Origin of the sequence: Cyclobacterium sp. SYSU L10401 (assembly GCF_010993705.1) — a bacterium.
GTDB lineage: Bacteria > Bacteroidota > Bacteroidia > Cytophagales > Cyclobacteriaceae > Cyclobacterium.
Window position 1 is genome coordinate 455,877 of the sequence record NZ_WOFO01000003.1, and the last position, 21,918, is coordinate 477,794.

Here is a 21,918-nt window from a genome sequence, read left to right on the forward strand (position 1 = left end):
CCCGAGTGGTTTTAGCCAATTATGCCCGAAATCGTCATTAATGCCCGAAAAGCTGCCATCGGTCCGGGACTGATGGTCAACCGGATACTACCCTTTCGCATGCGCCGCATGGTGGGCCCCTTTATTTTCATGGACCATGCCGGCCCGGTCCGGCTCAGTACCGAAAAGGGCCCGGCCATGGACGTGCTGCCCCATCCGCACATTGGCTTATCCACCGTTAGCTATCTGTTTAAAGGCAACGTCACCCACCGGGACAGCCTCGGTGTAAAGCAGGTCATCGAACCCGGGGAAGTCAACTGGATGACAGCCGGAAAGGGGATCGCTCATAGTGAACGCTTTGAGGATCCGGCGGTTCTGGCCGGTGGGCAACTCGAAATGATTCAAACCTGGGTGGCCTTGCCCGAAAAAGACGAGGAATCTGACCCCACTTTTTTCAATTACCAAAAAGATCGCCTGCCTGTATTCGAGGAAAAAGGGCTGTGGATGCGGCAGATCGCAGGGGAGGCCTACGGTCTGAAAAGTAATGTACCCACCCATTCTCCTTTGTTCTATGTACATGTGGAACTTCAGCGGGGACACAGGTTGAACGTGCCGGAGGGATACGAAGAACGTGGGCTGTATATTGCTAAGGGGAGCCTGGAATTGGGCAGTCAGGTCTATGAAATTGGGCAGTTGCTGGTTTTCGGGAAAACTGAACAGGCAAGCGTGAAGGCAGTAGCGGATTGTACGATCATGTTACTGGGAGGGGAACCGGTGGGAGAGCGCTTTATCTGGTGGAATTTTGTGAGCAGCCGAAAAGAACGGATTGAGCAGGCCAAGGAAGACTGGACGAAGGGTAGAATCGTTTTGCCCCCGGATGATCAGGATGCGTTTATTCCGTTACCGGAAGAAAAATTCCGGCGGAAGGATCCGCCACCCGAGGCACTTTCTTAGCGCTGCAGCGAATCCGGTTGGCATACCCGATTATATTGGTCAATTGAATTGGCTTAGAGCTTTGAATAATTCAAAGGAAAGTTTAGAAAAGGAAAGGCGCTCGTTTACAACTCTCGTCTTTCCTTTTAATTTGTCTAAAATAGAAACTTTTGTCCTAACCTCCTGGACCAAAATAGCAGGCTACATACTTCAAAGAGAATAGTCTGGGAATTCGGTAGTGGAAAAAGAGAACTATTTCCTGATAAGACTTTATTCCTCTTCGATTATGCTTGAGACCATAGCTGCCAGTTTCCACTGTCCGTTTACCTTTCGAAGGTTACGTACTTCGTAGGTTTTGTATTCCTGGCCTTCCGCTTTCATATTTTGTACATATACGGCAAAGGCTTGATTGCCGGTAAGGGAGATGTCAAAATCAGAGGTTTCTAACTTAGCCTGTATGGGATTGGAATTGGTTTCCATATCCGCTTTCATGTTTTGGCTGATTTCCTCCCAGTTGTTGGCTCTCAATCCCATATTTGTTACCAAAAACGATACCTCTCTGCTGGAATCCCAATGCGAAGCCCAGGCTTCAAAATCCCGATTCATATAGGCAGTGGTTTCGGCGGTAAGGACGGCTTTTATTGCCGCTTCTTCCGTTGATTGGGCATAAAGGACAATGGTGCAGAAAAGCAGGACAATAGTAAATGTGGTTTTCATGATTATTGGGTTTATTTTGTCTAAGGATTATGGAAAATTGATTGCATGCATGTCATCTACCTACCATATAGGAATTGAGGGTAATAAATGCTGTGTTTTTCAGATATTTAATTAAATATCAATAAATACAATTATTGGCGAAAAAGAAATGATGTTGATACGAACAGAACTTAAATCTTCCCCTATCCCAGGTTTTTATTTCCCAATGATTTATTTGGTACAAGCATTTTTGTGTGGTTTCTGATTTTCAAAAATGTAAGCGCATGAAATTTATACACCCAATTGGTTTTTAATGGACAATTTCATGGATAATCCTACCTGTACTAAAGCATATAGGAAAAATTGGTTAGAAAAAACAACGAAATGAGAAAGACTATGCAGCAATGAAACAAAACTAAGATGGCATATTTTTTGATTTTTTTTTAACTTTTATTCCGCATTTTCTGTAGCATCAACTGCAAGTACGGTTCGAAACGTTTTTCACCACGCTTTAGAACCTCTATTTAATAAAAAGGTTTCTTGCTACGGCAAATCCTTCTTTCTAGGTATAAAATGCAAATTGCCATCTATTCAGGGACATAGTTTTGTTTTAAATTATATAAACTATTGGAATTATAATATATATTACCAACCAATGATTTAAATTATTTTAGGAAGTATGACATAAGAGAGGTGTAGTTTGAAATAATAAATCTTTTATTATCTTTCGCAAAAAAATTAGTCGGTAACAAAAGCTGCCTTTATATTTTTCTTTATGCTGAATTTTTGAGAAAGTAAAAATCAATTTATTTAATTATTTAGTTTTGTTTAATTTTATTTATTCAATTTATGAAACGCACCCTTTTTCTTTTGGCCTGTAGCACATTGTTTTTTATTTCCGCTGGCATGTCGCAGGATCTGCGTAGTCCTGCTGAAGGGAAGTCTCTGGTTTATTTTGTCAGGTCCTCAGGGACCGGAGCCCTGATCAACTTTAAATACTTTGATGGGGAAAATTACCTTGGCAAATTCAAAAGCAGGAATTATTTTATTTATGAATGTGACCCGGGTGAGCATGTTTTTTGGGTCACTTCGGAAAACAGGGATTTTATTGAGGCGAATATTTTGCCAGGTAAAGTTTATATCATTGAGGTCAGACCTACTCCAGGAGCTTTGAAGGCTGCAGTTAGGTTGTTCCCAATTGCAGGAGACGATGCGAAATCCAAAAAGCGACTCGGAAAGCTCATTTCAAAAAAGGAACCAATTGCCCTTCATGAAGTGGATTTTTCTTCTGAGGCCGAAAAACTCGAATATTATATTCAAAATGGCATGAAAAAGTACCTTTCCGACAAAGAAAAAGGAAAGAAAATCACCTTGCTACCTGCGGAGTTTTATCACAACTAATCCTGTCATGAAAGTTTTTATGTTAATTATTGGCCTCCTTGTGGTTACATCCGTCCAATTGTATTCACAGCATATAAGTTCTAAGGAAGGAAAAAGTTCTCTCGGTCTGGGAATCGGATTGCCATATGGGGGGATTGGAACTCAGGTTGGGTACAATACTTCTGATCAGGTCAATGTCTTTTTGGGTTTAGGTTACAATTTGGTTGGGGTAGGTGTCAATGGTGGACTTAAACTGATCATACCAAGTAAGAAAGATACAGAATTTTATTTTACCGGTATGTACGGGTACAATGCTGTTATAGTAATGAAAGGGATTGCAAATATGAATGGCTCCTATGGGGGGCCAAGTTTTGGCTCCGGCCTTAAAATCAATTCTTTGGTCCATCCGGGAGCTTTCTGGGATGTGGGTCTATTGGTTCCTGTCAGATCAAATAGTTATAAAGATAAGATTGAAGAAATCGAAGAAAGTTCCTATATGCACCTAAATACTAAAGCCTGGCCGGTACTTTTTTATTTTGCGTACCATTTTCCACTTTCGAAAATGTGAATTTTTATGATCAAATAGGGAATAAGCATTTTTCAAGCATCGCAAATGCGTGGGTTAGGATTTGGCTTGATGCTAAGAGCACTATTGAGTATGCTGCCAATTGGTTTACTGCAGACAGTTGCCAGCGTAAATGAGGGCATGTGGTATGCCCTATCCCCCGGATTCCAAATAGCATACCGGAAGCTCTAGGCAGGGATATTTGAAACCACAAGGAACAAGACAACGCTAAAAATCAGGATGTTGAAAAATTAATCAAAGATAATCTTAAACCCGAAATATGCATTAGCCTATCTATTACGATTCCTAATTTAGAGTCCGGGTTAAAAAAGAACCGAATCTGACGAAACCTTCAGATTCGGTTTTTTAATATATATCAGAAGTTTATCGTTCCATCAGGTTGAATCAGATACCGAAACGTAAAATAGGGGCTTGGAGTAGTCATTGGGTCCACCTCCGATAAAGGCGGATTGTCCTGGTAGTAAGACAGGATCTCTACTTTGGCATGGTTTCCTTCATTGGTTCGAATCAACAATACCCGTCCTGGAATCGGGCTGACGATATGGCTGCTGGAGTTGTAATTGTACCAGCCGTTGCCGGAACCGGTGGGGATGGCCATTCCATCCTCCCTATCGCTTTTGAAATCCGCAGTGGCAGGTACACTGGTAATTTCGTCAAAGGTACCCGTAACTACCGATGCCTGTGCCGTACCCGATCCACTGCTACCGCTATTTACGATAATGGTCGTTCCTTTGAATCCAATGTCCCAGTCCCCTTCCCGGTCTTCCACCATCTGATTGTCTTCCAGGCTGAAGTAGCGAAAAGGGCGCACTTCGGTTATTTCTCCGGTACTTCGGTCCATCAGGTCTCCCGGCGCATGGAGATTTTCAACCGTTACCGCTTGAAGCTCAATTTCCGGCTCCTCCACGGTGTTTTCTTCACAACTTGTACTCAAGGCAAGCAATAGAATGCCTGCCTGAAACGTGTTCCATTTGTTCATTGTAATAGGTGTTTATTTAGAATTTACTAATTGATGAAAAGGTACTTTTGCTCCCACAAACAGGGTTCTCCCCGGATTGCTGGGCTCGTATTGATTGAGTTGATTCAATAGGTTAAATCCTCCGGTCTCCAGCAATAGGCCATTGCTGAGGGTTTTGCTCAGGCTAAGGTTCCAGCTGGTCATAGCCTGCGCATATTCGGAAGGATCGTCGAGAATTAGATTCCCGTTTACGTCGCCAAACCCGAAGGTACCCCGGTGAATGGCGCGAAGGGCCAGGTTTATCCCGGAAACGGGCTCCTGGTAGCTGATTTTCAGGTTACCGCTGTGGCGACTTCGGTTGAATAAACCTCCGTAATCGCTTCGACTCACCCGTTGGGTCCGGTTCTCCGAGTCCCTGCGAAATAGCTCTCCGGAATCGATCTGCTCCAAAACATCCAAATCGTTGGCATCCAAATACATGTATCCTGCGGATACCTGTAGATGGGACGTCAGGCGCCAGGTCCAATCCAGCTCGATTCCCCGCGTACGAACACGAGAAACGTTGAAATAGGAGAAGGCATTTTGACCGGAGGTAAGCCTGGCAAAAGGAGCCGTCTCAATCAGGTTGGAAATGTTGTTTTGGAAGAAATTTCCCTGTAGGAGTAAGTCGTTCGAGAGTTTCCACCGAAAACCGGTGTTAATTGCCAGGGAACTTTCTGCTTGCAGCGCACCAAACTGGGAAGGATCGAGCAATAGCTGCTGCACCAGTCCTTGTGATTGAAGCCGTTCAATCCCTTCCTGCACCATATTCGCCCCAAAAACGTAATATCCTGCGGAGGCATTGTTGAAATTGAGCAATAACTGCCGGAAATCGGGGGCTTTAAATCCGGCCCCCAGCGACGCCTGCCAGCTAAATTTCTCGCTGAATTTGTACATCCAGGAGATCTTCGGGCTGATTCTTTCTCCGTATTGGCTGTGCAAGTCACCCCGAACACCGGTAACGATGTTCCACCTGTCCGTTGGATCCCATTGATGCTGAAGATACAAATAGCCGGCATCGAAGCGGTTCAGGTCCTCGTAGCGCGTCGCATCAACCGTCTCCAGCAGGTGTCCCATCCCCAGCGTTAGTAATTGATTGTTTTCCAGTTGCCGGTCCAATTGAAACTCCGTGCGGTGGTACCGCTGTTGGAAATCCTGTGCATCCACTACGAAATCGTCTTCCTGCATCTCCGTCAGCGAATGCGTTTCGAAAACGGAGGTCATGCTCCGAAGCGTCAATTGCCAGTGCTCGTTGGGCCGGTAGGTTACCGTAGGGTTGAGGTTTAAATCCCGTCGTTCGGAGCTCAGGTCGGCCAGTCGACCCGTTCCGTTTTCATTGATTTGCAGGACATTTTCCGAATCTTCCCTATACATTCGGGAGTAGATCCTGAACTCCCATTTACCGGACTTCTTCCCTAACTTAACCTGCCCGGTCGTGGCCTGAAATGGTGCCTGGGTATTTCCCGGGACATCAGGATTCAGGTCAAACCCATCCGTACGGAAGCGGTTGAGGTAGGCCTGAACCGACCAGTCGTTTTGGTTAAAGCTCGCCTCCCCGCTCAGGTCCATGGTAGAAAAGGAGCGGAACCTGGATTCCAGGGAGGCGGCAAACGGCTGCCCATTGCTTTTGGTGATGATATTGATCACACCGGCCATGGCTTCGCTTCCATAGATGGCACTGGAAGGGCCTCGGAGCACTTCTATCCGTTCGATGTTTGTCACCGAAATTCGATCCAAATCAAAGGTTCCGGCGGTTCGACCGATCAGCGGTTCCCCATCCAGGAGTATCAGGATGTAATCGGAAGATAACCCCTGCATCTGTAGCCCGGAACCGTGGTCGCTGACTACCTGCAGGCCCGTTTGTTCCCGCAACACCTCCGACAGCCGCATGCCACCGGTTTCCTGAATTTGTTTGCGGGAAATGACCGTCACCGGCATGGGTAGGTCTTCCACACTGCGGTCGGTACGCGTGGCAGCGACGACGACTTCACCCATTTGCCCAATTTTTTCCGTCAAGAGCAAACTACTCAATTCGCTTATTTCCCTGACCAGAATCTGCCTTGCATCAAATCCCATGGCAAAGACCTCGATCAATTGGTCGTCTTCCAGGTTATCCGGCAGCTCAAAGGAACCGGTACTGTCCACCGGAACGACCTTGTCCGGCCCGATTTTTACATAGGCATGCGGAATGGGCTTGCCTGCCTGATCGCGGATACAAATCGGATCGGAAGCGAGGGTGAGGAACGGAAAGAGAAGACACCCCATAAGCAAACAGGCAAAACTATTTTTATTAAGATTGATTCTACACATAGGGACAAAATTTTTCCCGATGGCCGGCAGACCACCGGGAAAGTATTAAAGTTGGTCGATTAAATGTTTCCATTGTTCTTTCTGCGGAAGGCCTGGCTTCCGGAGCCCAAAAAACTGGGCAATCATCTCCCTGTCGGCATCAAATAGCTCCAGGGAAGATACCAATCCATCGTCGGTATGCTTATGCACCACCCAGGCCGAGTCGATACAGGACTCGTCCAGGTGCATGTTGAAGTCCGGATCCATTACGTTCAGCCAGTTCCCCATTTGCCGGATGGTGCGTACTTTTCCCTGGTGGATTTGAATGTTTCCTTTGTTTCCCACAAAGATCATGATAGGCAATTTGTCTGCGGATGCCACCTCCAGAATCTTCCTGACCGAAAGGCGATCCACTTGGTAGGCCCATTTTTTACCGATCCATTTGATGGCGTCCAGCCGGTGCATATTGTATTTGCGGAGCATACCGAAGAAATCGTGGGTATCTTTCATGTTTTCCCAGTCCCGGGCAAAAGCTTCCTGATCTACGGAAGTAGCGTGGATTTCGTTCTCGAAAGGCTGTACCTGAATGCCCTGCAAGGGTTCCTCGCTGCGGTAGGCGCAAATCATATTGTCGTAGGCATCCTGGTTGCTTTTTTCCTGTAGGTAAATTTTCATCACAGCCTCTCCAGACTGGTCAAAAAACTGAAGGCTGCGCATGATGCCCCTTGGCGTATCGGTGGCCACGGCAAAGCCGTATTTCCACTTGCCAAAAAACACCCGCTGCTCAATGGGTCCGATTACCGTGGCAATTTGGTGAAGAGGGGTGCCGTGGATGGTGATTTTTTGAAAATTTCCTTTGTGCTCCAGGACACAGCCCTCGTTTCTGGTCAAGGCCATCACTTTTCCCAACTCCCTGCAAGAAAGAAGAATATTCGCCCAATCGGCTTTCAATCGGATGGGGGCGGGGTTATCCGTAGTCAGCAATAAGTCAAGCTCGGATACCTGAAGGATGCGGGCGGCATCCCGTATTCTGGTTTTTGGCTGGTTTGACTTTAGTTCCTCCCAGGCCTTTTTCAAAGCAGTGGAGGAGGGATATTTCAGAGTAGTTTCCATATTTAAGCGAGTTTGTAGGTATAATTCTTTGATGAAGTAGCAGATGAGGGAAGGCTGCTGATATAAATCGGTGCGCCGGGACCGTTCGATTGTACCGACAAGGGATAATCAAATACCCCTTGCAGGTTTTCCGGAGTCATTACGGTTCGTACCGCACCCTGGTGCAGTACCTTGCCTTGTTTAAGCAGCAGTACCTTATCGGCATAATTTGCTGCGAGGTTCAAGTCGTGGAGTATGGCCAAAATGCCAATATTCCGCGTTTTGAGTTGCTGGATAATTTGCATGATGTGGTGCTGCTGGGCAATATCCATACTGGAAGTCGGTTCATCCAAAAGCAAGTAGCGGGGAGTGGCCTTGATTTCCCATATTTGCGCCAATACCCGTGCCAGCTGTACCCGCTGCTTTTCACCTCCGGATAAGTTGCCGTACAACTGATCTTTCAGCTGCCAGGTTTGGGTGGCAGACATGACCTCTTTTAGAATCATTTTTGGGTCATTGGGCCGACAATACATCAGGCCAAGCGATACGACTTCCATGGCCTGAAAGGGAAAGGTAAGTGTGCTGTGCTGTGGCATGACTGCACGCAAGGAGGCCAGCTGCCTGGTTTTCATTCCTTTTAATGGCTGCCCATTGTAGGTAATCAGACCCTGTTTGCAGGATAGTTCTCCCGATAGTAGCCGGAAGAGCGTCGATTTCCCGGCACCATTCGGACCGAGGATGGCCGTCAATTCTCCGGGCAGGACCTGAATAGTTGCCCGATTCACAATGGGCCGGTTTCCAATATAGTACTGAATGTGTTTTGCGTCTAACATATCAACTGTTGAGTTTTTTTACATGTAGGATGAGCCAGATAAAGAAAGGAGAGCCAAGGATGGCGGTAATGATCCCAATGGGCAATTCTGCGGGCATCACCACCGTCCGGGCAAGCAAATCCGCTCCGTTGAGCAGGAAAGCGCCCAGAAGAAAGGCTCCGGGAAGCACCAGGCGGTGGTCGGCGCCGAAAGATAGCCGCAAGAGATGGGGGACGATGAGCCCCACAAATCCAATGGTACCCGTCATCGATACCCCTACGCCCACCACCAGGGCACCCATAAATAACACGATGTACTTCACCCGCTGTACGTCCACTCCCATGTGAAAGGCCTCGTTTTCTCCGATTGCCAGGGCATTGAGGTTTCGAAATTGATTGATAATCAGGAGGGAGGGAAACAGAATCAGGATAAAGGCTATTTTTACCTTGTCCCAATTTGCTCCGCCCACATCTCCCAGGCTCCAGAAGGTGAAATTTCGCAAGGCGGCCTCGTCTGCGTAGAAGATGGCCAAACCGATCAGTGCCCCCGATAGTGCGGTCAAGGCAACGCCCGCCAATATGAGCAGGGAAATATCTGTTTTGCCTCGTTGATTGGCCATTTTGTATACCAACATCACGTTTATCAAGCCGCCAATAAAAGCGACCAGGGGCAGGCTGAAACTTCCGAACACCGAACCAAGCCAGGGGAAAGAGGAGCCAAAAACGATAAAAATGACCGCAAACAAAGCACCTCCGCTGCTTACCCCAATGAGTCCCGGTTCTACCAGGGGGTTTCTAAAAAGGCCCTGCAGCGCCGCTCCCGATACCCCCAAACCACCGCCTACCAGAATGGCCAGCACGATTCTGGGTAAGCGAATTTGCCACAGCACGTTGGCCTCCTGTTCGGTGAAGGTACCCGAATCGATGCCCACCTGACTCAATAAAATGGAAACGGCATGGCCAAAGGGAATGGGAAATGCACCAATGGTGATGGAAAGCAGCCCAAGCAATACAAGGCCGATTCCCAGTGCAGCCAGTACCAGGGAATGTTGAGCGGTTTTTGAATAACTCAGGTTTTGAATCATGCTCAGTTGCGGTTTACACTTTTGGCCAGTTCCAGTGCTGCTTTGGCTACCCGGGGACCAAATCCTGACAGGTAGAGCCCGTCAAAGGCAAGGATTCCATTTTGCTTGCAGGCAATCGTTTGTTCGACGCCACGGATATTTTTCACGGCTTCCTTTCCACCAAGCGAGCGCAGACTGGACTCAAAGAACAGCAGGTATTCCGGATTCATGGACACCATTGCCTCCGGGGTAAGCGGAATGAAATCACTAAAGCCCCTGCCCACCGATTCGATGGCTGCCATTTGCAGCAAGGATGCGGCGAAGGTATCTTCTCCGGCTACAAAGACGTTTTCCAGTCCACGGGCCATGACAAAAGCCATTTTCGGTTTTTTTGAAAGGTCCTCCGTGTAGGCCTCAAGGGCTTCTACATCCTTTTCCAGCTGGCTGGTAAGCGCCTTTCCTTTTTCAGGAACCTTCAGAAAATTTGCCAATTCCCGAATGATGCGGTAGGTGCCGGAGACATCGGTGGGCTTGTCAAACTGGTGTATTTCCAACCCTGCCGATTTTAGCTGGGCGACCACGTCCGGATTGAAGTAGCCGGTCTCTATCAAAAGCATGTCCGGCCCCAGTGCCAGAATTCCTTCGGCTTTGATTTGGTTGCGGTAGCCGATGGAGGGCAATTGCTGCATGGAAGCGGGGTAGGTGGATGTAATATCCGTGGCGATGATCGCCGGTCCGAAACCGAGTTCGTACACGATTTCTGTGATGGTACCTCCTGCGGTGATAATGGAGGTATCGTTGGCTTGAAATGCCTGCGCATTCGTTGAAAGTACGAGTGCCATGACAACAGCAGGGAGTAACAATGATTTTTTCATTTATTTAGATCAATTTTAAATACCGGCACAAATATTAGTCTATTTAGATTAAATCCAAATTAATTTTAATTGAAAATTTCTATTGGGTAACAGATTTGATTGACAATCAACCAATTTTAAATCCGATAGATTTTTGCAATTGTCACTCGGAATAAAATGAGGGCAGCGATCATTTTATCGGGTGCCATTTTTAGGTTTCGGCTGCTTGGGGGAGCATGCGATTGCCTGAAAAAACGCAGCCGCACCGGCAGGTTTGAGTGTAGGGTAGGGGGATCAGCGCAACGGGCCGGACTACGGGAAGTGACACTGGTGATATGAGCTTTACGCAAAAGGGGTTCAAACCAAATCAAAGGCCAGCCCGTATTGGATCAGTTCCCAGGTATCGTTGGTTTCCAGGAGTTCCTTGATGCGTTTCTTGTGCGAGTTCACCGTATTCACGCCGATAAACAATTCCTCGCCAATTTCCTCGGCTTTTTTACAGCGGCCTATCAGTGCCAGTACCTCTTTATTTCTGTCTGAGAGTTGTCGGAATTTTTTATAGTTTCTTTTTTGGAAAGAGAGTTCGTTGGCAATCCGATTGGTCTTCGGGGCTGCCCAGGCCTGCAAATCGATGGGTACGATCTGAATCAGTAAACACTGGCCAAAGGCAGCTTGGTCGGATAAGATTGGTACAACGCTGATCAGTTCCATTTCTGGTTCTTCGCTATGGGAAATTCTGCGTAAATAAAATTTTTTGATTGCCAGATCGCTTTCAATGGCTCCTGGCGGTCCGATCAGGCAGGTATCGGGACTTTCCGGATCAAAAACCAATCGCCTGAACTCATGGCTGGGAAGGTGTTGGAAAAAGCTTTCCGAAAGCCCGTATCGTTCCTTTCCCTGACTGCAGATAAACAGGTTTTCCCAGGGTTCGGTCCGCTGTATGATTTTAATGCCGGGTATCCAGTCGGCAGCCATGCGAAAGGCCTGGATTTTGGCTGCCAACTCATCTTGTTTGCCACTACTTTTGGAGCTCATTTGATCCTGTTTTTTGGTAATCACTACTTTTGGTGGTCAAGTAAATCAGGGAGCTTAAGGAACAGAAATGATGTTCACGAAGGTGGGCAGTTAAGGGATAAAGGTTGCTTTTTGGGGAATGGGATGGGGGAGCTGCGGCTCATTTGGTTTTGGATAAAACGATGTTCCACTCGGTTGATAATTCTGTGATCCCCAACTATTTTCAGTGAAGTGCCATCCATCGCATGCGGTCATGAAAACAAATGAACCTTACTGGAAGCGTTTGCAATACGTTCATGCACGGCCAACATCCTACTTGGCGCATGGAAGATTCTAAAGGAATAGGAAAGGTATAGAAACGTGCAGATTTGGGCGAGCTGTGAAAAGAGGCCCGTTAACAGAGCAACGACATGCACTAATCGCTATGTAAAAAACAACTAATTGGTAAAAAATGAGTAAGTCCCTGGCGAAAATGTCGGCGGATTTACTACATTGATTTTTTTTAAATCTGCAAATAACATGGCACGTGTATCCAAAACCGGCAAACTGATTTCCGAAAATGAGAAATTAGCTTCTCTTCCCAAGCCCTTTTCCGACTATTATGCCTACTTCAGACTGGGGCTTCACTTTTCGGAATCTTTTCGCGATTTTTTCGTCAAGGAAACCGATTACATAAAATCCATGTTCCCAAATGCTCCGAAACAGGCATTTGAGCCCTCCGAATACCTATCCCCTTACGATAGGCAAGAAGTAGATATTCATACCTGTCAGCAATTGCAAGACTTCCTCAATAAACTGATGAACCTGGTTGAAAGTCCTGCGGATCGGCGTGCAATCAAGCAATTTGATTTCGGGAAGGTTGATGGGATAATGGAGGCAAGCGGGTTTAAATACCATGCGCTGACTTATAGGCGAGTTCAGGATTTTTGGCTCAAGGCAAGGCGTTGTATCCATCCAAACGAGAAAATCGAACACATGGATACCGGTTTTCTCGATCTGTTAGCTGCATTCTGCGGGTACACTAACTTTAAGGATTATTTACGAAATGCCTTTGGGGAGGACTACCAAGCCGATACCGATCCTATCTACCAGGCCTTGATAACCGGGTCGGCGTTCAATTTACAGACAAACAAAATCTACAACCGGAAAAAACAAACAGAAACGCCTCGAGAATTGGTTCCGAATGCCGTTACTGAACCCAGAACCGATTACTTTTTGGGCAGAGAGGAATCCCTGGTGGAAATAACGGAACAACTCCGTCAGAACGGCAGCCTGCTACTTCATGCCGAAGGAGGTATGGGTAAAACCACCGTGGCGGCGGCCTATTACCACCGGTCTATTCGCAGCCAAACCTATAAAAACCTGGCTTGGTTGTATTGCGAACAGGGGACGCTGAAGGCAATCGATGAAATGGCTCACTTTCTAGGCTTGCCTTTCCAGGATCTTGTCGAAAAGGACAGGCTGCGGATGATTCAGCACAAGTTGAAAGCAATGGAAGACGATTTCTTGCTTGTGCTCGATAATGTGGAAGACGATCTTGGGGAATTCCTAATGGCTTTTCAGGGATTCAATTGGCAGGTGCTGGTCACCAGTCGGGTAAGGATGAAATGGGAAGGAATCAGTGAGTATGAATTGCCAGCCCTCTCTACCCCGGCAGCGAAGGCGCTTTTTAAAGGACACTACCGGGATGCATCCGGGGGCGCCCTGGAGTCCGGAGCTGCATTTGAAGCATTGCTAGACAAATTGATTTCTGCCATTGGATATAATACACTACTGATCGAAGTTTTTGCCAAGCAACTCCGGGAGGAGTTTTGGGGAGGCGAGAGAGAACGGTTCGGGTTGCGGGAATTTTTGGAGAGATTGGAGGCTGAGGGGCTGTATTTGGCGGAAAGTCAGGAAGACATCGCAACAAACTATGCCTTTTACCGGAGGAAAAGTGATTTGGCTACCACGACGGATATCCTGGATGGATTGCACGATTTTTCCAAACTGGATACTCGCCTGAATTCATTGCTAATTAACCTGGCCTTACTTCCAAAAGGCGACCACCGGCTGGAAGTGTTGCACGAGCTATTTCAACCCGGTAACAAGCGCGAATTTCGGAGTAATTTGAAGAAATTGTACGCAAAAGGCTGGCTAGGTGGAGATGGCGCTCAGGTCTTTCGAATGAGTCCGGTAATCCAGGACCTAGCGATAAACAAGCACCAGGAGCAACTTTGGGAGGAAGGCAAAGGACTGGTGGAGCGGGTTGGTTTTTTGATTCAGAAAGACCCCAAAAAAGACGACTTTCATAAAACGTTCAAATGGCAGCCAATCGCCGGTAGCTTATCGTTGATTTTTAAGGATTGCATGGATCCGATGTATAGTAGATTTTTAAATAGCCATGGCATATTCTTGAAAACTATCAACGGGGAAAAAAACATCGCTCGTGCAGTAGTAGAATTAGAAAAAGCATTGGCATTAGGTATTCAGCACTTTGGGGAAGAGCATCTCGAGGTGGGTATGATGCGATCGAATTTAGCTACTGCATTAATAGGTGTCGGAAAAAAAGAAAGTCTTTCGCGTGCATTGGAAGAAAGCGAAAAGGCTCTTGATTCGGGCCTGAAAATCGAAGCCGAAGAAGCTCCCTCCGTGGCGGTGATGCGATCCAACAGGGCGATGATCCTGTACCTGGTTGGTGGCCGAGACAATCAACTTTTAGCGGTAGCGGAATTAAAGAAAGCCCTCCGTTCCGACATTGCAAACTTCGGGGAGGACTCCCCAGAGGCAGCGAGATGCAGAAGCAACCTGGCACTGGCACTTACGGAACTTGGAGGGCATGAAAACCTGGCATGTGCAGCTGTCGAACTTGAGAAAGCGGTTATTTCAGGAATAAACCATTTTGGAAAAAACGCCCCTACGGTTGCAATCTGGAGATCAAATTTGGGAGTTGTTCTCAACAAACTTGAGGGGAAAGCTAACCTCAGTCGTGCGGTAGGAGAATTAGAGCGTTCCCTTGAATCAAACTTGATAAATTTTGGGGATTTTGCCCCTGCTGTTGCAAGAAGTAGATCAAATCTGGCGACCATTTTGCTTACTTTAAGTGGAAAAAACAATCTTCTTAGAGCTGCTACGGAACTTGAGCTAGCCCTTGCATCGTACCGGAAAATTTTTGGCGAAGAAGCGGATGAAATAGCTTCCGTGCGATCGAATCTGGCGCTTACGCTGCAAGCAATAGGGGGTACTACTAATTTGCTACGTGCTGTCGCTGAACTTAAGAAAGCCCTTGCTTCTAAGTTAAAAAACTTCGGCGAGGATTCTCCTACGGTAGCGGTGATGCGTTCCAACCTGGCACTTTGTTATAAAGGCCTAGGAGGCCGTAAAAATTTACTATTGGCTGAAGCGGAGCTTACCGAGGCAATCTCCTCGGACTTAAAAAACTTTGGCGAATCGAGCCCTGCAGTGGAAAGAAGTCGCTCAAACTTGGCCCTGGTCCGTAAGGACCTTGGAGGGCGAGCTAATCTGATTCGTTCAGCGGACGTTCTTGAGCAGGCACTAAAATCCTATGTAAAAAACTTTGGAGCAGATGGTCCCGATGCTGCCAGGTACCGGTCAAACCTGGCTGTTGTATACAGGGAGCTGGGCGGTCGGGAGTATTTAATGCGCGCCCTGTCAGAACTGGAAAGTGCCCTCGAATCTTGCTTAAGGCATTACGGAGAGGATTTTCCATCGGTTGCCGTTTTACGAGCTAACCTGGCAATGGTCCGACAAAATATTGGAGGCCGTGAAAACCTACTATTTGCTTCCGAACAAATACAAATGGCGCTAGTCTCCGATGTGAAAAATTTTGGTGAAACCGCTCCAGTGGTAGCAAAACATCGATCGAATTTAGCTTTGGTACACCAATATCTTGGTGGACCTGAAAACCTACAACTAGCGAAAATGGAATTTGAAAAGGCGCTCGTTTCCTATGAAAAGAGCTATGGGGTAAACGCTGTGCCTGTATCCATAGTTCGATCCAATTTGGCCATGCTGCTTAAGGAAATCGGGGGAGAAGAAAACTTAATTCGTGCAAGAATCGAACTAGAGCGTGCACTTTCGTCTTATGTAGAAAACCTGGGTAACGAAGCTCCGGCGACCGCCACGCTCCGATCAAACCTTGCCGCAGTACTGCAGGATATTGGAGGAATCGAAAACAATATCCGGGCAAAAGGCGAACTAAAAACCGCCTTATCGTTATATGAAAAACGTTTAGGTAACGATGCACCTACGGTTTCCGTGGTGCGATCGAATTTTGGTCTACTGCTCAGGAAATTAGGTGGCCATGAAAATCTAAAAATAGCGCAAAGGGAACTCGAAAGGTCCCTCGCCTCTAATATAAAGAATTTCTCTTCCGATGCTCCGCAAACGGTGATTCCTCGCTTAAATCTGGCGTTGGTTCTGTATGATTTAACCGGCAAAAAGAACTTACTTGAGGCGAAAAGGCTCTTGCTAACTGCTTCTTCAATAGCTGATCTTCATCTCGGGGAAACACATCAAGTTAGGCTGACTGTCAAAAGTTGGTTGAAAAAAGTCGAAGACGACCTGGAAAAGGGCGAATAGCCTAATTTTTTTAGACGAATCGCCTCAAAAAACGTCTTTTTCTCTTCCTGAAAATTCCTTTTGGATCGCATATCCTCTTTCGACTGGTTTTCAAACATGTGAAAGGATGCCATTTTTGACGACCTAATTCCGGAATTATGCGCAGGATATGCGGCTATTTTTTCAATAATTCCCCCTAGCCTCTTAAGAGAAAGGGGAATTTGTTCTGGTAACGCTTAATTGTAGTGCCCTCCATTCCGATCTGTTTCGTGCGCTTGGTTAAGCCATTAAATCCTTGGTAGGACGAGCATTGAAGAAACCAGAGTTTTTCACTGGTGGTTGCAAAGGTAGAAATCCGAAAAAAGTTAAATCCCGATAATTAACCGATATCGCCGATCCATCGGCGATATACTTTTTTGCCAATACCTGTCCACCTTTATCTCAACGAACTCACCGCCTCTTTTTGAAGCTATCCCGGGACGTCAGGATATCTTGTCCAAACGAGCGGAGGCGGTTGGAGAGCTACCGGAACATATGTATTAACGAAGGAGCCGGGCTGCGAAGTCTGGGGTGAGCAGCTAATGGCTTCTTCGGTTTCCCCCTTTTGGCCTGTTGGCAGATGCGTGCAACCACTTAACCCTTTTCGCCATGAAAACGAAAGGAGTAATGGTTATGGTTATCGGAGCCTTGCTGCTGGGAGCCTGTGATCTTTTGAAAGTAAAAGAAAACATGGAACTCCCGTCGAAGGAAATGATCCAGGACCCGGACGAAAACGTACCTCCCGGAAAGGACTGATGCCTTTTCCGGAAAACCAATTCAATGAGTATTCACCAAACGGGGGTCCCCACCGCAGGGACCCCTGCTTTTTTTCATAAACCACCTGGAAAAATCTTCAAATGACCATCCCGGACCAGGGATCAACGACCAATTTTGCCGAAAATCCAAAGAAGGTAGTATATTTAGCTTTTCCATTTTCAATTATCTGATACTATCCGCTCGCCTTGGGACCTTTGATGCGCTACTTGCTTCCTTTTTGTTTTTTGGTAATAACCGGACTACAGGCTCGGTCGATCACAGACCCGGATTCCCTGTATCAAGTGGCGCAAGAAATGATGGATCGGGAGGAATTTGCAGCCGCCATTGAATTACTTACGTTGCTTACTAGGCACGCAGACTGGGTGGAGGAGGCGGACAATGCGCGAATGGCCTTTAACAACCTCGGATATTCCCACTACCTGCTCCAGGAATACATGGAAAGTGCCCAAAATTACGAACGCGCCACCCGGATGGCTCGTCAACTGCAAGACACGGTAAAGTGGATCGGGTCCCAAACCTCTCTGGCCATGGCCTACCGGCAACTGGGTATGTATGCCCGTTCCCTGGAGGCCAATCAGGAGGCACTGCGGCTGGCAAAAATCCGCCAGGATTGGAAAATGGTGCTTGATTTGCTCAATGCAGGCGGGATTCTCTACCAAAACCTGGAAAAATGGGGTTTTGCGTTGGAAAAACACCGGGAAGCCCTGAATGTATTGCGGATCCGCCCCGATCCGCCCATGCAGGCCTACCTGTATACCAATCTGGCAATTAGCTATGCAGGTCTTGGGCTCCAGGAAAGCAGCCTGTATTACAACCTGCGCTCCCTTCAGTTAAAGGAAGAGCTGGGTATGGAAGCAACTGAAAAAGCAAGTAACCTCAACAATATCGGCGAAAACTACCTGGCGCTGGACAGCCTGAACCAGGCTTCCCGGTACTTGTTGCAGGCGAATGCATTGTATGTTGAAAAAGGGGATAAGGAGGGCATGGTTGAAAACTATAATAACCTGGCAAAATTGTCATTGAAAAGCGATCAAACCCAACAGGCCGCCGCCTACCTGAAAAAGGCAGGGGCACTGCTGGAGGAGGTTCCAGTGAAGGAGCTTTACCTGGACTACCTATCGTTGCGTACCTTCCTTTTGGAGCGGGAAGGAAGACAGGCCGAGGCCCTACGCACCCATAAGGAGTTGGCTGCGGTACGTCAGGAAGTTTTCCAGACAGAACAATTGGCAGTGCAACGCCTGGAGGCCAGTGCCGTTCTTCGGGAAAAGAACCTGGAAGCCCAGAACCTATTGCAGGAAGCAGCTTTGGCCAGGGCCGAATCCAGAAAAAATGCCCAGTTGATGTGGTTTTTGCTCGCAGGGCTGGTTTTTGCGGCCTTGGTGAGTTTTTTCTTTATTCGGCTAAACCGCCGACTAAGAGATAATAACCGACTGATTGCGCTTCAAAAACTCGAAATCAAGCACCATTCGTTTAACTTGCTGATGCGCTTGCAGGCCCTCCTGCGCATGACTTCCGATAGCCTGGAGGATTCGGCAACCCAGGAGAAGCTGCAGCAGGTGGAAGCCGCCATCGTTTCGGCCGCCTCCCTGCAGCAATTTACCTACGGGATCGAAAATGAAGAAGAAGTCTCGTTGGGCAAGTTTTTGCAGGAACTGGTGGAACGGTTAAAAGAAGCCTTTTCGAATCCAATCCACCCAGCAATCACGTATTCGGTTGAGCTGAATACCGAGGCGGTTTTGCCGGTGAAAACGGTTTTGAATTGCGGATTGATGGTGGCGGAAATCATCACCAACTCCATCAAACATGCAGCTCATGAAGTAGCGCACCCGATGATTAGCCTTTCCTTGTCCCGGTCTGAAAATCACCTCTTGCTTCTGGTAGGGGATAATGGAAAGGGATCAGCGGACAAGGCGGAACTTACCGGTGTGGGACAAGGGTTGATTTCCCGCCTGGCCCGTTTTATACAGGCGGAACTAACCGTGACCACCGAAGGCGGTACCTGCTATTTGATTAAATTAAAAGGGTAAATTCCCCGACGCCAGGTTTTTTATTTATAGGGGAAATCACCGTTTTAACACGAGTTCTACCTGTTTTAACGATAAACCCTACATCCTGAATCTCTTGGAGTGGGTATATGCAAAGGAAGCCATAATAAGGGACTACCGCAGCCTGGTACACGCAATATAAAGGTCGCAGTGAGGATATAGCCCGGTTTTACGTACGTTCTTAACTCAAATTCACATTCTCAGGGTTAGGACTCCTGGTTTCAGATTACCACTGAATGTTTTTGAATTCCCCCTCAGTTATCACTACGGTCCTGTCCTCATCCGGATCGACGGCAGTAAACGCAAAGGTACCAGAAATCCGTTTGGCCTCGTGGTCGATGGCAGTAATCTCTGCCGATATGGTCCCAAAATCATCTGTCAGTGCGATGTATGCATTTTCCATACTTGGCAAAAGCATGGTAGTGAGACCTGCTGCCACGTACCCGTCAAAGGTGGGTTCGGTATCCGTAATCCGATTTTCAAAAACAGTTCCTGCTTTCAAGGACCCTAAATCCGGCCCAATTAAGATGACGCGAACATCCACCGCGGCGGCATCCTCCCAACTTCCATCTATACCGGTAATACCCAGGACAAAACCGCTTTCATTGGGGTAAATAGTCAGGTTGGTTACGATAAATTCGGCCTCCGGATCCTGTTCTACTGGCATGACTGCTTTAAAGTCTCTGCCATCTATTTTGGCGGTAATGCGTTGTTCTGCTGACGTTTCCGAATCCGGGTCTGCTGGATCTTCGGTGCAGCCGGGCAGTAGAATTAAAAGAAAACTGAGGATTGGTAGACTCAATGGCTTTTTCATTGTGGTAGTAGGTTTTGGAGATTTAGACTGTTGCCAGCGCAAGTATTATTATTGCCTTGTATGACAAAAATAGCGGTCTCCGACCCGGCCTTCTTCACCAATTCTGGTGGTCTATCACAGGTTTTTTCTTCTTTATGGCTGCCTTCCTGGCGAACGATACCGTAAATCAAACGTATTTTAAGCAAAGCAAGCGCAAAGGTTTTGCAAAGGGCGGGTAGTTTTTTTAGCTTCCTGCAGGAATAAGACGCAGGTAATTTGTTTTCGGATGGGTTTATTCCTACACTTACCGTTCAAATCTTCACCCTGAGTACCAACGAACGTTGGATGGATGGTAAAAGAAGGGGTAGGGTACCTTTTCTTTACCTGATACCATCACCTCGTTCGCAAAAGTTTTAGAAGAAAGACGGCATTATAGAATAGGCAGCCAAATTACACGTCCATGCAGAAACAAATACAGGTGTTGGTAGTGGAAGATGATCCTTTTTTAGGAGACTTAATTGTTTCCGATTTATCAAAACTATTTCCCCTGTCACCGCTTACCGTTCTCGGACCGGCGGAGACCGTTGCGCAGGCAGTGGAGTTGCTGCATACCGGGCAGCCGGATGTGGTCTTGCTGGACATTGATTTGCAGGGAGACAAGCAGGCGGGTATCAAGCTTGCTCATCATATCAACCTGACCCAGCCTGCTGTGCGGATTTTATATTTGTCCGGTTTGCCAACCGAGATTGGCTTCGATTCGGCCAAACTTACCGCTCCTTATGGCTTTTTACGCAAGCCTTACGACCGACAACAACTTGTCGATCAGCTGGAATTGCTGCTGATTCGAAAAGCACATTCTGAATTATCAGCGCATTCATTGTCTGAATCACCCTATTCAAAATCAAAGAAACCGGCTGCCATTTTTGTAGCTACCGCTCATGGGGAACTTACCGCATTACCTTTAGAGAAGCTCGTTTTACTTGAGGCGGATGGCAAAACCATTCGGGCGTTCCTTGACGGGCAAGAATTCCCGGTGGTATTTACCTCACCAGGCCTGAAAAATTTTTTCCAGGAACATCGCGAAAAACTAGTGCCGAATTTTTTCCAGCTTAGCCGCAAACACATCGTCTGCCTCAGCAGGATTCAGCAGATTAAGCACAACCATGTAGGTGTCATTCAAGAAGTTTTTCCTGGTAAAAGCCTGACCCATTCCCTACCCATCCCCCAAAATGGAGATACCCGGGCCAGACTTTATGAGCGGTTGGGGAAAATTGGCTAAGAAAACAGAAATCCAATGCACATTATTTTAATTGGGTAACCCATGCTATTACTAAGGGATGCTTTAAAAATAATAGTAGATAGGCCAGTGCCCATTTTAGGGTTTAACTTTTTTTGAAAAAAAATTTGATTGTTTTCCAATAACCTCAGTTTGCAAAAATGCTGAAACTTGTTCAGGCCTCCTGGGCTGAAAAATCCTTTTTACTCCAAACCACCAATATTGGTGGCCGAAACCAGTAGATGCCCCTCTATTTTTGTCATTATGGATTGCAGGTGATTTACTTTATAAGGGATATCAAACCTGGCAAAAAAACGAAAATTCAAAGAAAATTTTATCGCTTACTAAAAATCAAAAATCATGATTGGAAGATTAAAAACCATGCTCGCCATTTTAGTTGCTGTTACACTGATGTCAGGTTGTGCCCTGACCCTCCCGGTGAATGCTACGAGTAATCCAGTGGGCACAAAAGTGGGTACAGCTAAGGCAACAGGATACCTGGGAGTGCTCTTTTTTGACCAGGATGCCAGCATTCAGCGTGCAGCAAAAAATGGTGGGATTACACGAATTTCGACTGTTGATATCAAGACAAGCAATGTTTTAGGAATTATCATTACTTACGAAACAACAGTTACAGGTGAATAGGTACACCATCATGGGACGGAGAAAATCCGTCCCATTTGCCCCATTTACAAAATGAATGCATTTAAACCAGTTAGCTCCAAACACACAC

General features: G+C 46.9%; 17 protein-coding genes. 8 read left to right on the plus strand and 9 right to left on the minus strand.

Annotation, left to right across the window (positions count from 1 at the left end; genetic code table 11):
* The first annotated feature begins 21 nt into the window (after positions 1 to 21).
* Positions 22 to 933 carry a pirin family protein gene (locus GL182_RS09770; RefSeq protein ID WP_163379470.1) on the plus strand — a complete coding sequence of 304 codons (912 nt, stop codon included), beginning with the start codon at positions 22 to 24 and terminating at the stop codon, positions 931 to 933.
* A gap of 249 nt (positions 934 to 1,182) precedes the next feature.
* On the opposite strand, the gene GL182_RS09775 is transcribed toward GL182_RS09770, so the two are convergent.
* Positions 1,183 to 1,629, minus strand: a complete 447-nt coding sequence (locus GL182_RS09775; protein ID WP_163379471.1) for a YybH family protein — start codon at positions 1,627 to 1,629, stop codon at positions 1,183 to 1,185.
* A gap of 828 nt (positions 1,630 to 2,457) precedes the next feature.
* On the opposite strand from GL182_RS09775, the gene GL182_RS09780 reads away from it, so the two are divergent.
* Together GL182_RS09780 and GL182_RS09785 are read left to right on the plus strand one after the other, a co-directional pair.
* A complete protein-coding gene (locus GL182_RS09780; RefSeq protein WP_163379472.1) occupies positions 2,458 to 3,009 on the plus strand; it encodes a hypothetical protein in 552 nt (183 codons plus the stop codon).
* A 7-nt stretch (positions 3,010 to 3,016) separates the two neighbouring features.
* Positions 3,017 to 3,556, plus strand: a complete 540-nt coding sequence (locus tag GL182_RS09785; protein WP_163379473.1) for a hypothetical protein — start codon at positions 3,017 to 3,019, stop codon at positions 3,554 to 3,556.
* 373 nt (positions 3,557 to 3,929) lie between these two features.
* Here the strand turns inward: GL182_RS09785 and GL182_RS09790 are convergent, their stop codons facing one another.
* The 7 genes from GL182_RS09790 to GL182_RS09820 all read right to left on the minus strand — a co-directional run bounded on the left by GL182_RS09790 (position 3,930) and on the right by GL182_RS09820 (position 11,716).
* The gene (locus GL182_RS09790; protein ID WP_163379474.1) at positions 3,930 to 4,553 is read right to left on the minus strand and encodes an HmuY family protein; all 624 of its coding nucleotides are present in this window, start codon (positions 4,551 to 4,553) and stop codon (positions 3,930 to 3,932) included.
* 12 nt (positions 4,554 to 4,565) lie between these two features.
* Positions 4,566 to 6,881, minus strand: coding sequence for a TonB-dependent receptor plug domain-containing protein (locus tag GL182_RS09795; protein WP_163379475.1), 2,316 nt, complete (start codon positions 6,879 to 6,881; stop codon positions 4,566 to 4,568).
* 45 nt (positions 6,882 to 6,926) lie between these two features.
* Positions 6,927 to 7,973 (minus strand): hemin-degrading factor, encoded by a 1,047-nt coding sequence (locus GL182_RS09800; RefSeq protein WP_163379476.1) that lies wholly within the window; start codon positions 7,971 to 7,973, stop codon positions 6,927 to 6,929.
* A gap of 2 nt (positions 7,974 to 7,975) precedes the next feature.
* Positions 7,976 to 8,785: a heme ABC transporter ATP-binding protein gene (locus GL182_RS09805; RefSeq protein WP_163379477.1), complete on the minus strand. Its 810-nt coding sequence runs from the start codon at positions 8,783 to 8,785 to the stop codon at positions 7,976 to 7,978.
* A 1-nt stretch (position 8,786) separates the two neighbouring features.
* Positions 8,787 to 9,848 carry a FecCD family ABC transporter permease gene (locus tag GL182_RS09810; RefSeq protein ID WP_163379478.1) on the minus strand — a complete coding sequence of 354 codons (1,062 nt, stop codon included), beginning with the start codon at positions 9,846 to 9,848 and terminating at the stop codon, positions 8,787 to 8,789.
* Between the two features lie 2 nt (positions 9,849 to 9,850).
* Entirely contained in the window at positions 9,851 to 10,702 is an 852-nt protein-coding gene (locus tag GL182_RS09815; RefSeq protein ID WP_163379479.1) for a hemin ABC transporter substrate-binding protein, read from the minus strand.
* Positions 10,703 to 11,038: 336 nt separating this feature from the next.
* On the minus strand, positions 11,039 to 11,716 hold the full coding sequence (locus tag GL182_RS09820; protein ID WP_163379480.1) for a helix-turn-helix transcriptional regulator: 678 nt from the start codon (positions 11,714 to 11,716) through the stop codon (positions 11,039 to 11,041).
* Positions 11,717 to 12,214: 498 nt separating this feature from the next.
* Here GL182_RS09820 and GL182_RS09825 point away from each other — a divergent pair, with 498 nt between their 5' ends.
* The 3 genes from GL182_RS09825 (at position 12,215) to GL182_RS09835 (ending at position 19,098) form a co-directional block, all read left to right on the plus strand.
* Complete coding sequence (locus tag GL182_RS09825; protein WP_163379481.1) at positions 12,215 to 16,276, plus strand: tetratricopeptide repeat protein; 4,062 nt, start codon at positions 12,215 to 12,217, stop codon at positions 16,274 to 16,276.
* A gap of 627 nt (positions 16,277 to 16,903) precedes the next feature.
* Complete coding sequence (locus GL182_RS09830; RefSeq protein ID WP_163379482.1) at positions 16,904 to 17,050, plus strand: hypothetical protein; 147 nt, start codon at positions 16,904 to 16,906, stop codon at positions 17,048 to 17,050.
* A 314-nt stretch (positions 17,051 to 17,364) separates the two neighbouring features.
* Positions 17,365 to 19,098: a histidine kinase dimerization/phosphoacceptor domain -containing protein gene (locus GL182_RS09835; protein ID WP_205603619.1), complete on the plus strand. Its 1,734-nt coding sequence runs from the start codon at positions 17,365 to 17,367 to the stop codon at positions 19,096 to 19,098.
* Positions 19,099 to 19,342: 244 nt separating this feature from the next.
* On the opposite strand, the gene GL182_RS09840 is transcribed toward GL182_RS09835, so the two are convergent.
* Positions 19,343 to 19,930 carry a hypothetical protein gene (locus tag GL182_RS09840; RefSeq protein WP_163379484.1) on the minus strand — a complete coding sequence of 196 codons (588 nt, stop codon included), beginning with the start codon at positions 19,928 to 19,930 and terminating at the stop codon, positions 19,343 to 19,345.
* A 439-nt stretch (positions 19,931 to 20,369) separates the two neighbouring features.
* Between GL182_RS09840 and GL182_RS09845 the strand changes: the two genes are divergently transcribed.
* Complete coding sequence (locus GL182_RS09845; protein ID WP_163379485.1) at positions 20,370 to 21,188, plus strand: LytR/AlgR family response regulator transcription factor; 819 nt, start codon at positions 20,370 to 20,372, stop codon at positions 21,186 to 21,188.
* 357 nt (positions 21,189 to 21,545) lie between these two features.
* Entirely contained in the window at positions 21,546 to 21,830 is a 285-nt protein-coding gene (locus tag GL182_RS09850) for a TRL-like family protein (protein ID WP_163379486.1), read from the plus strand.
* The last annotated feature ends 88 nt before the right edge of the window (positions 21,831 to 21,918 follow it).